Source organism: Bathymodiolus japonicus methanotrophic gill symbiont (assembly GCF_019721995.1).
GTDB lineage: Bacteria > Pseudomonadota > Gammaproteobacteria > Methylococcales > Methylomonadaceae > Methyloprofundus.
The window spans coordinates 148,885-158,035 of the sequence record NZ_BLYC01000001.1 but is presented as its reverse complement, the minus strand read 5'-3'; the positions used below and the strand labels follow the sequence as shown (position 1 = coordinate 158,035).

Genomic DNA, 9,151 nt, shown 5'->3' with positions numbered 1-9,151 from the left:
CGTTGCTTAAAAAGGAAATGGAAATGCGCTTTTGTTTTCAGTAATACCAAAAACTCCTATTACATCATCAATATTAGTATCAATATCTATCAACAATTCATCTGCTGCCTTAAGCAACATTAACGCAGAGAATATGTCCGGGTTTGCCATCATTGCCATAAGTAAAGATTGATCACCATCTACCTGTTGCGCTAAGCCCTGAATTAAATTCTCCGGAGTGGTTTTTTTCAATAATGCTTCAGCCTTGCTATTAAGATCAATCATTACTCGATCAGGCAGGTGACCGAATAATTCTTCTAATGGATCACCCTGCCCATCTTCATCACCAGCACCACCAAATAGCCCTTCCAGAAAGCCCATATTTTGCTCTGGATGCGCTTCATAATAGCTATCCAGAAACTTATCTATCAAGATACTGCTCGGGTAGTCCTTAGCTTCTCTAGCCTGTTTATTTGCATTTTCCAGGCGCTGAATTTCCCAATAAGAGCAGTCTTCAGCCTTGCCATTTTTATCTGCATAAACCCGATAATACATCCAGATAGGTTTTTTGCATTGTAACTGAGCAACTCGCGCACAATGGCGTAATAATTCAAAATGTTCGAAGCTATCCAGTACTTTGCATAGATTTAGCAGTAACTCCTCAGGGTAGTTTTGATCGGAAAGTGATTTTTTTAATGGCGCTTTAATTTTATCCAGCGCCTTATATAAATAACCCAGGTTATCACTATCAATAGCGTACAGCTCGAACTGCTGAATAAGGTCTGACATTTCCTGTGTACTAAGCAAATACTCCTTCGCCTGGGGTAATTCACGTAAAATAGTCGCCACTGGTAAGCCATTTAACAAAGCTTGCATACTTGCGTGAAACATACGATTCACAGGATCAGTATGCAGATCAGCAAGTGCGGTACTGATTTTTTGTATGCCCTGTTGCTTGTCCTCACTGGCAAAGTACAATAGTGCATGCATTAATTCCAGCTGCTTAGAATATGCTTTGCCACTTTTTAGCTGCTCGGCTTCGCTAATTTCTTTTGCTACCAGACGGTAATTTTTTTCACGCATCAATCGCTGGGCATGTGCCAGATAACTGGCAAACAATGTTTGTTTGGCAAAGGTATTAAGCGGATCTATGCTTAATATTTTAGCGGCATACTGACTGGCTTTTTTAAATGTTTTATTACGCGTTGCGGCTTTAACCGCCTGAGTTAATACGTCTACGTCTTGCGGAAATTGTTCCAGAGTTTTACTTAACCAGAGTTTATGCTCCTTTGCAGTTTCCTGCTGCTGACTAAAGTAATGCATGATTTGCAGATAGGTATTGCGATTATCAGGCTCATACGCCACACTATCAATCAGCAATTCAGTGCGTTTGTCTCCCTCGGGTTCTCTCGCTGCCATACGCTGCAATATCAGGGCAATCTGCAAACCATTCTCAGCAGCATTAGCATCCAGAATACTGATACATTCCCTCCAGTAATAGTCAGCATCGTAGAGGTTATTATCTTGCTCACAGCGCAATGCCTTAACCCGGTATTCTTCAAACTCGTCAGGCTCACCAAAGTGCTTGTAATAATCCTTTTTTCCAGCATGATAGCTAGCCAGTAGTGCCTGGCAAAACTGTTGCACAGTGTCAGTATCGAGCAAATCTAGATATTGAATGGCCAGATTAAATTGCACCTTGTCAGATAAATGTTCATGCTCACGACTGTAGTGCTGCACAAAATCCAGCTGCTTTTTATTCAGGCCTATTATATCGCCGACAAAACTGCGCTGCTGGTGATTGAATTCAACCAGATCTTCAACAAGTTCTGCACCATCTCTGGCACAGGCAAGCAATAACTTCGCTGCTGGCGCATAAGCTGACACAGCAGGAATTTTAGTCAGTAGTATCTGCGCCTGTACTGGCGAATCAGCCATAGCCACTATGGCGCTTAATAGAGTACGTAAATCTCTATACGCGGAGCGGTAAGGTATCTGCTTTAAAGCCGCCTGGAGCTTATCATTATTTCCATCCTGATAAGCTTGTATTGCCGTTTGTGCAATCTTAAAATGTGTAAGGAATAGCGACTCATGCGGCAGCATCTGCTCAAATTCCGGGTGCTTAGTCAAGAGCAGGTATCCCAGAGCAGTGGCTAATACCGGGTATTGCTTATCTAGTTGCTGCGCCGTTAATTGCTCTAAACCCGCCTGAATACTTGGCTGATTATTGACCAGGATCAACCAGATGATATATTGATCATAGGCGATAAAAGGCGGCTGAGTATACTCGGTATGGCTCTCCCATAATACCAGCGCTTCCTGAAGCATGCCTTTTTCAGCAAAGGCTTTTGCACGCTGCACATAGCAGAATGCAATCTGTTGCTGCCACTGTTCATTATCATCAATCTGCAATAATTTTTTATACAGTTTTATCGCTTCTTTGTTCTTAGCTGATTTTTGCAATGATAGCGCTTGAGCTTCCAGATCATGATCTAGCAAGCCCGAGATGGATGATTGTTTTTGCATTGAAACTAACACATTGAGTAAAAAGGCACACGCAATTATAAAGTATTTAGCTTTATAATAATGACTAAGTTACACTGTCAGATTATGATAATCATACTTCCGTATACTTCATGAGCAGGGAATAAAATTTGATCTTAGCAGGGATAGATCTAGCCTGGCAAAGCAAAAAAAATCCATCAGCAATTGCCAGCGGAGAACTTATTAACAATACTGAAGTTTCCCAATAATTATTTATGGTAAAATTGAAACTATGCTACAACTATATGAAAAAAATAGTCTTTTCATTCGTCTCAAATGCTATTGCCTAAGGGGAATTAAGTAGGGGTTTGCTATAAACATGGCAAAACCACCTAAAATAAACCTCGATACACCAGCATTGTGTATTTCAGCTACTCAATAATTGGGAAACTTCAGTTAACAATATTCTAACAGTGAAAATGATTGAGCCTGCTGTGTATGGAATTGATAAGCTTACTGGTATCGTAATTGACGCGTCTCTTATTATCAATAATAATCAGGGCATGCGCCAGTGTGAAAGAGAAATTGGCCGCCACTATGGTGCCCAAGGAGCAACCTGTCATGCATCAAACACTACGCTCTATCCCAATGCAGATAGCGTATATTTATCGACCCAATTACTAAACAGTGGCTTTAACTCGATGTTCAAGTTTTTCCATCCCATTGCCATCAAACTCTTACCTTCACCCAGCAGAACAATACTTTAATGATGCTGTTGGCTCTAAGCGCCCTAAATCTCTGCCAATCATATGTTTTCCTGATGGCATCAGTTGAAACACATCCTTTATTAATTCACCTAACTCTTTCAGCTTATCACCAGGATCTGGAAACTCTAGCAATGACGTGATGAACTCAAGCAGTACATCCATTTGAGACTTGCGCTGTAAGCTTCCTACGGTATACGCAGGTAGTTTGCTTTCAATGCGGGCTATTTGCTCTGGGTGAAGGAGAAGGCAATGGTCAAACAAAAGACTCAGAATCAGGCCACGGCTTGATCCCTCTTCATCTAATTGTTTGGCCTCACGCCCCCATCCTTCATAAAGCTTCCAGTCCTCAAAGAAAACCTCAATCAGCCATCTCAACGTATGGGCTTGAATAATATCTTGTGTGCGCCAAGTCAGGTCTGTCGACACTAAATAGCGATAGTCGTTTTCGCTGTCATATTTTAACGCAATGACAAAGCGTTTTTTACTGTGAGAACTCACCTTTAATCGTGCACTGCTGACAGTCACTTTAATCTCTTTGCCGCCACGCACACGTATTGTCTGCTCAATGCCTTTGTTAATCGAATTAAAGTAGCTCTCGACTGATCTTATTCTACCTCTATATTCAATATTTTGGTTTTTACATAATTGGCTAATCACCTGCGAGCCTCCAGATTCTTTAGCGGCTTCGTCCATAAAGGCTTTTTCACCATACAGCGCATCAGCCAGTACGCCTTTAATCTTAATCAGGCTATGCGCAACTTTAAACTCTTTTAATAAGCCTAATGCAATCTCTGTTTTGGTCGGGTAGGCACTGTCAGGTTCAGGGTTAATAGGCCGATCTTTTTTTGCTATACCGCTCTTTTTCAACCGTTTATCTTCTTTATCCCACTGCTTTAAGGCTGGATCCGGCATATAAAAGAAAAAACCGACAGGCACTGTAATGGATGAGGTAACTAGCAGCAATAATACTATCGTTTGTCCATTAACATACCCGCCGGAGCCTTTGTGTTTCTGCTTGTAAACCTTATAAATACGTTTTGTAGACTTAGATCGTGCTCGGTCTGATTCATCAAAGGCCAACACACCTTCTAGTACTGAAGTTTCCCAATTATTGAGTAGCTGAAATACACAATGCTGGTGTATCGAGGTTTATTTTAGGTGGTTTTGCCATGTTTATCATCAGTGTTCCCCTATCAATTGAGGCCGTAAAACTAACCTCGCCACAAGAGAGCTCATAAAGCACTGTAAAGACATTCCTGTTATTTCGGGGAGTCGCTATTTTTGCGAAAGCTTGTTTTGGGCATCCCAGCCCAAGCAAGCAGCAAAAACTTAACGCGACCACTTATGCCTCCGGCGGCCCCGATTCGTCCTCGTCACCTCGTCCCGACCCAACAAGGGGTCGGAACATAGGCTCCAAATGACTTGACGCCGTGTCGGATGGCCTTTTATTTTGTCGCCACCTTCGCTAACGCTCAGACTCCGACAAAATAACGGCCCTACGGCTATCGCGGACTAAAAATCATCACTTCGCTTAGGCTCCGTTTCCCTGATTTTCAGCGATTGCGTTTTGAACTGCCCGAATGGTATACGAGCTGATACGAGATATTCTTGCCTGGAAAAATAATGGATTCACAAAACGATCTCGTTTTTGAGCCTGTTGCTGCCTAATCTCCAGAGCCTCGCTATATTTTTTATCCGATGGATGAATCAATTCTGGCTGTTGTGTTTTTGAAATCTCTTCAAACACGCGCATTAAATTATAGCTCATTGCAGTCAGGCGCATTTGATTTTCAAGTGAGCGGGTATTGGAAGACCAAGCTTTAGTTTCCTTGAAATTACTTTTAGTGTTATTGAATGTCTTTTCAATCGTCCATCGCTTGAAATACAGCATGGCAATGGTTCCAGGGTTAATAGTCATTGGCTCGGGGAGTCGCTATTTTTGCGAAAGCTTGTTTTGGGCATCCCAGCCCAAGCAAGCAGCAAAAACTTAACGCGACCACTTATGCCTCCGGCGGCCCCGATTCGTCCTCGTCACCTCGTCCCGACCCAACAAGGGGTCGGAACATAGGCTCCAAATGACTTGACGCCGTGTCGGATGGCCTTTTATTTTGTCTCCACCTTCGCTAACGCTCAGACTCCGACAAAACAACGGCCCTACGGCTATCGCGGACTAAAAATCTTCACTTCGCTAAAGCTCCGTTTCCAGGATTTTCAGCGAAGGTTGTCACGAACCGGTGAAGTTTTCCGGTTTCTGGATCACGGTAATCCACCACCGCTGTCAGCCCCGGACGGGCTGATAGTCTCCAGAAGGCGCAGGGAAATTTGCCAATCCGAAGTGCGCGATAGCGCGCGAGGGAGGCTAAAATTTTATCCCGAATAGCCGTAGAGCCATTTGTGGTAGCCATGACTGAGCTGCTTTGTGCTCAGTCTGTGGCGGACGCAGGGCGGCTGGAGCATCTCCTATTCGCTGCGTAGGTGAACGAATTACGGCGACAGGAGTCCCGGAATTTCGTGAGGTAGCATGGCGCGCCTGTGCTTCTATGGTGTATTCGTCAAGTTCCGGGAATGCTTTAAGATAATCAATGCCTTGCGATAGCAGTGTTTCGGCGTGAAGATGATAGCTCTGCTGTTCAAATGCCTCAAGCATACTTGTTCGTCTATGCGACTTCAGTGATTTAAAATACGTTGAGTGGGGAAGCAGCTGGCCATAAATCTGTTCATTGGTTTGGAGGAAATGACGACCACTATCGACTACACTGCACCTCCTTACACACAAGTCCTAAAATACGCCTTTTAGCTTTCTGGCCATTTGAATACCATATACGCAGTCCTGAATCCTCTGAAAACCGATCCAAATACTTTTCGCACCAGGGTCACCATCTGATTTACGCCCTAAAAAACCACCCAATGTCGCTAAATTTCTTAACACGGCATTCAGTGTAGGCACTTTTTTGGGTATCTTTTTGTCCAATAAACCATAAGATGATTTCCATTCTAAAGGATCAAAGATTAATTCAGCAGGCAAGTCAGGACAGATGCGACCTAAGCGCATAAGATACATCACCCGCCAAGCAATAACCATGGCCATGACTAAGGCTTTTTCAATGCGCTCTTTACTGGATAATTGAAGCTTTTCAACCTTGCAGCCCACTTTCAAAATATCAAAAAACATTTCTATTTCCCAGCGACAGCGATACCAGTCAATCAACTCACAGGCTTGATCTTCACTTTCTACCCTTCGATTGCTTAATAAGCGCCATATGAGCGGTGACTTCCCTTTAGGCGGGTTGATTTCTTTTGCCTGAACCAAAGTTACTTCAATACCTTCTTTCCCTTTTACGGGGAAAGTGCAGCGTAACACTTTAATTTCTTGCTGAACTTGTCGCGATTTTTCGCCTTTTTTTCGTGGCTTAATAAAACTAACGCGACTCATAACCTCTTGCTTATCGACGCTATCCCACAGTGTTTCATCCGCTGATAATTTACGGTTATGCCTGGCTCTTACTAGCCAGTCAGCAGGCGTATTTAACGCCTTACTTCTCTGCATAAGACTTAAAATATCACCTTCTCTATCGGCCACATAAACGAGCCGACTTTTAGGGCAACGTTCGGCCATTTCAGCGACACGTTCATAACCTTCTATCCAGCGATCACTTTCTTTTATCGTGGGATTATTTTGATCTTCTGCTTTGCTTTTTCCTCTTGCCCACATCCACGCATCACTAACCCCTAAAGGGAGCCGGTCTGGTGTAATGCAGAGTGTCGGATGCAAGTACATGCCTCTTTGGGCATCGTAAGATAAGCGACCTAAATCCTCAGTTTCTTGTCCATTAAAATCTAATTCTGTCGTATCTTGTAAGCATAAAATAACGGGCTCTTCACTGACTATAATGCGCTGTTCAACTTGATCTGTATGGGCGACTAACAACTTTTCCCATGTCACATTTTCATTTGCATAAAATCGATAAGTCGCTTGTGTTTCAGCCCAGCCTTGGCAAGCCTGAGGAATGCTTAGTTTAGGCGCTTTTACAAAAGTTTCTATCAATTTAACTGCTCTTTTATTAAGCCGTGAATCACCTAAATCTAAATTACAAAATTCCATTTCTGCCCAAGTCTCAGTCATCGTTACTAAAATAATGAGATTTTACACTCTTATATCAGACTTGTGTGTAAGGAGATGACTACACTGATACAGCGTAATAACCCAAGGCGAATAAAGTCGATATCCTTCAACTCTGGGCATGAACGAGCCCACAAAGGATGACGCTCTGCTAACAGGGCACGTTCCATACTTTCATTGCAGTGTTGGTGAATATGTTCAGAGAGTGGTAGGTCTTTAAGCATGGGTGATATCCGTTTATGAGGTGATTAAAACGGAAATTTTTTCGGCAATTGCAAGCTTTATTTGAAATTATTTGTTGTTTTTTTACGGTGCCTACAGAGTGTCTATTTGCTGTTATAAGTGATTAAAATCAAAAAGATGGAAATATTCGAGTGGTGCTGCCTTCAGGTAGGTTATAGGCTGCTTTGTTTAGGTACTTCTTCTTTCAATGGGAACACTGATGATGTTTATAGCAAACCCCTACTTAATTCCCCTTAGGCAATAGCATTTGAAACGAATGAAAAGACTATTTTTCTCATATAGTTGTAGCATAGTTTCAATTTTACCATAAATAATTATTGGGAAACTTCAGCTTCAGTAATGCCATAACGTTTTAAAATTAAGACCACACTCACCCGTAGCAAACAGTCCCAGGGTATACTTGCTTTACGAAACACCCAGGATAATGCGGCTACTTTGCAATCTCCAAGGCTTGCTCGCTCAAACTTAGCCCAGCAAACAGAGTTCATTAGCAGTATGCACGTTAAACAAGTGCCCAACCAAGCGGCTTGAATCCGTGTCAAAGCGGCTCCGGGTTTTAGCTGATTGAGCGCATCATTTAAATCGTCAATATAGCTTTGGATAAAGGTGGCTGGGGCATTCATTAACATGGGCTTACACCGATAAAATTACAACAACCTCAGAATACCTGATTTTACCTTCTCAATATCAAAAACTTGAACATCGAGTTTAAGCATCTAAAGGGCGATCGGTGGCAGATTGAATGTTATCCGCACCCTGCCCTGATTGAAATCTTTGCTTTAAGCAAACGACTTAAATATAAAAAAGGCAAGGTGGCAGAAAAAAAAGCGGGGCAAATTCGGGGAGTCGCTATTTTTGCGAAAGCTTGTTTTGGGCATCCCAGCCCAAGCAAGCGGCAAAAACTTAACGCGACCACTAATGCCTCCGGCGGCCCCGATTCGTCCTCGTCACCTCGTCCCGACCCAACAAGGGGTCGGAACATAGGCTCCAAATGACTTGACGCCGTGTCGGATGGCCTTTTATTTTGTCTCCACCTTCGCTAACGCTCAGACTCCGACAAAACAACGGCCCTACGGCTATCGCGGACTAAAAATCTTCACTTCGCTTAGGCTCCGTTTCCCTGATTTTCAGCGATAGCCGTGGAAGACTCAACTTCTACGACACCATAACTAGTCATCAGCCAGACCAAAGTACCAATAAAAGCAGCCGCCAGAATTAAGCATAACGCTCCCAATGACTGTAACGTTGACCTGATTAAGATAGTCCAGCCTATTAGCATAACCACGCCGGAAAATGCATGCTCAGCTCCGAACCCTGTCCCCTGAAGTGCTAGCGAATCTTGAACCCAGTGAAAATAGGAATATCCGGTTGGGTTATAAGTCAATAAGACCAAGGTCATAGTACCTAGTAGTCGCAGTGTAAAACTTACAAAGTTAAATTTATTCATGATAGTATTCAATGTATAAAAGTATATTTTCAAATAGGAATTGGGGCGTTTCGAGACTGTAAAAGTATTTTTTGTAGTTTGGTAGAGGTATGAGTCTCAACAATCAAGGCC

Annotated in this window: 14 protein-coding genes; 6 read left to right on the top strand and 8 right to left on the bottom strand. The window is 42.8% G+C overall.

Annotated elements, in window-relative coordinates; genetic code table 11:
• Positions 1 to 6: 6 nt before the first annotated feature.
• Positions 7 to 2,505, bottom strand: coding sequence for a hypothetical protein (locus K6984_RS00990; RefSeq protein WP_221893774.1), 2,499 nt, complete (start codon positions 2,503 to 2,505; stop codon positions 7 to 9).
• A gap of 437 nt (positions 2,506 to 2,942) precedes the next feature.
• Between K6984_RS00990 and K6984_RS00985 the strand changes: the two genes are divergently transcribed.
• Positions 2,943 to 3,230, top strand: coding sequence for a hypothetical protein (locus tag K6984_RS00985; protein ID WP_221893773.1), 288 nt, complete (start codon positions 2,943 to 2,945; stop codon positions 3,228 to 3,230).
• Here K6984_RS00985 and K6984_RS00980 read toward each other — a convergent pair.
• Positions 3,207 to 4,310, bottom strand: a complete 1,104-nt coding sequence (locus K6984_RS00980) for a transposase (RefSeq protein WP_221893772.1) — start codon at positions 4,308 to 4,310, stop codon at positions 3,207 to 3,209. The genes K6984_RS00985 and K6984_RS00980 overlap by 24 nt on opposite strands.
• 201 nt (positions 4,311 to 4,511) lie before the next feature.
• Here K6984_RS00980 and K6984_RS32115 point away from each other — a divergent pair, with 201 nt between their 5' ends.
• Entirely contained in the window at positions 4,512 to 4,640 is a 129-nt protein-coding gene (locus K6984_RS32115) for a hypothetical protein (RefSeq protein WP_263458596.1), read from the top strand.
• Between the two features lie 121 nt (positions 4,641 to 4,761).
• On the opposite strand, the gene K6984_RS00975 is transcribed toward K6984_RS32115, so the two are convergent.
• Positions 4,762 to 5,148: a transposase gene (locus tag K6984_RS00975; protein ID WP_221893771.1), complete on the bottom strand. Its 387-nt coding sequence runs from the start codon at positions 5,146 to 5,148 to the stop codon at positions 4,762 to 4,764.
• Between the two features lie 21 nt (positions 5,149 to 5,169).
• Here K6984_RS00975 and K6984_RS32110 point away from each other — a divergent pair, with 21 nt between their 5' ends.
• A complete protein-coding gene (locus K6984_RS32110) occupies positions 5,170 to 5,298 on the top strand; it encodes a hypothetical protein (protein ID WP_263458596.1) in 129 nt (42 codons plus the stop codon).
• Between the two features lie 112 nt (positions 5,299 to 5,410).
• Here K6984_RS32110 and K6984_RS00970 read toward each other — a convergent pair whose 3' ends face one another.
• On the bottom strand, positions 5,411 to 5,635 hold the full coding sequence (locus K6984_RS00970; RefSeq protein ID WP_221893770.1) for a hypothetical protein: 225 nt from the start codon (positions 5,633 to 5,635) through the stop codon (positions 5,411 to 5,413).
• Between the two features lie 12 nt (positions 5,636 to 5,647).
• Here K6984_RS00970 and K6984_RS00965 point away from each other — a divergent pair, with 12 nt between their 5' ends.
• A complete protein-coding gene (locus K6984_RS00965; protein WP_221893769.1) occupies positions 5,648 to 5,809 on the top strand; it encodes a hypothetical protein in 162 nt (53 codons plus the stop codon).
• A 200-nt stretch (positions 5,810 to 6,009) separates the two neighbouring features.
• Here K6984_RS00965 and K6984_RS00960 read toward each other — a convergent pair whose 3' ends face one another.
• The 3 genes from K6984_RS00960 to K6984_RS00950 form a co-directional block, all read right to left on the bottom strand.
• Positions 6,010 to 7,353 carry an IS4 family transposase gene (locus K6984_RS00960; RefSeq protein ID WP_420831625.1) on the bottom strand — a complete coding sequence of 448 codons (1,344 nt, stop codon included), beginning with the start codon at positions 7,351 to 7,353 and terminating at the stop codon, positions 6,010 to 6,012.
• A gap of 29 nt (positions 7,354 to 7,382) precedes the next feature.
• Positions 7,383 to 7,574: a hypothetical protein gene (locus tag K6984_RS00955; protein ID WP_221893767.1), complete on the bottom strand. Its 192-nt coding sequence runs from the start codon at positions 7,572 to 7,574 to the stop codon at positions 7,383 to 7,385.
• Between the two features lie 333 nt (positions 7,575 to 7,907).
• Positions 7,908 to 8,222 carry a hypothetical protein gene (locus tag K6984_RS00950; RefSeq protein ID WP_221893766.1) on the bottom strand — a complete coding sequence of 105 codons (315 nt, stop codon included), beginning with the start codon at positions 8,220 to 8,222 and terminating at the stop codon, positions 7,908 to 7,910.
• A 226-nt stretch (positions 8,223 to 8,448) separates the two neighbouring features.
• On the opposite strand from K6984_RS00950, the gene K6984_RS32105 reads away from it, so the two are divergent.
• Both K6984_RS32105 and K6984_RS32100 read left to right on the top strand, forming a co-directional pair.
• Entirely contained in the window at positions 8,449 to 8,577 is a 129-nt protein-coding gene (locus tag K6984_RS32105) for a hypothetical protein (RefSeq protein WP_263458600.1), read from the top strand.
• Between the two features lie 27 nt (positions 8,578 to 8,604).
• Positions 8,605 to 8,730 carry a hypothetical protein gene (locus tag K6984_RS32100; RefSeq protein WP_263458610.1) on the top strand — a complete coding sequence of 42 codons (126 nt, stop codon included), beginning with the start codon at positions 8,605 to 8,607 and terminating at the stop codon, positions 8,728 to 8,730.
• On the opposite strand, the gene K6984_RS35900 is transcribed toward K6984_RS32100, so the two are convergent.
• On the bottom strand, positions 8,699 to 9,040 hold the full coding sequence (locus K6984_RS35900) for a DUF6524 family protein (protein ID WP_221893765.1): 342 nt from the start codon (positions 9,038 to 9,040) through the stop codon (positions 8,699 to 8,701). The genes K6984_RS32100 and K6984_RS35900 overlap by 32 nt on opposite strands.
• Between the last annotated feature and the right edge of the window lie 111 nt (positions 9,041 to 9,151).

Bases quoted from the DNA above. Each gene is read 5' to 3' on its own strand.
- K6984_RS32100 (WP_263458610.1), top strand. From the start codon at position 8,605: ATGGCCTTTTATTTTGTCTCCACCTTCGCTAACGCTCAGACTCCGACA.
- K6984_RS00975 (WP_221893771.1), bottom strand. From the start codon at position 5,148: ATGACTATTAACCCTGGAACCATTGCCATGCTGTATTTCAAGCGATGG.
- K6984_RS00970 (WP_221893770.1), bottom strand. From the start codon at position 5,635: ATGGCTACCACAAATGGCTCTACGGCTATTCGGGATAAAATTTTAGCC.
- K6984_RS00985 (WP_221893773.1), top strand. From the start codon at position 2,943: ATGATTGAGCCTGCTGTGTATGGAATTGATAAGCTTACTGGTATCGTA.
- K6984_RS35900 (WP_221893765.1), bottom strand. From the start codon at position 9,040: ATGAATAAATTTAACTTTGTAAGTTTTACACTGCGACTACTAGGTACT.
- K6984_RS00955 (WP_221893767.1), bottom strand. From the start codon at position 7,574: ATGCTTAAAGACCTACCACTCTCTGAACATATTCACCAACACTGCAAT.
- K6984_RS00960 (WP_420831625.1), bottom strand. From the start codon at position 7,353: ATGACTGAGACTTGGGCAGAAATGGAATTTTGTAATTTAGATTTAGGT.
- K6984_RS00950 (WP_221893766.1), bottom strand. From the start codon at position 8,222: ATGTTAATGAATGCCCCAGCCACCTTTATCCAAAGCTATATTGACGAT.
- K6984_RS00990 (WP_221893774.1), bottom strand. From the start codon at position 2,505: ATGCAAAAACAATCATCCATCTCGGGCTTGCTAGATCATGATCTGGAA.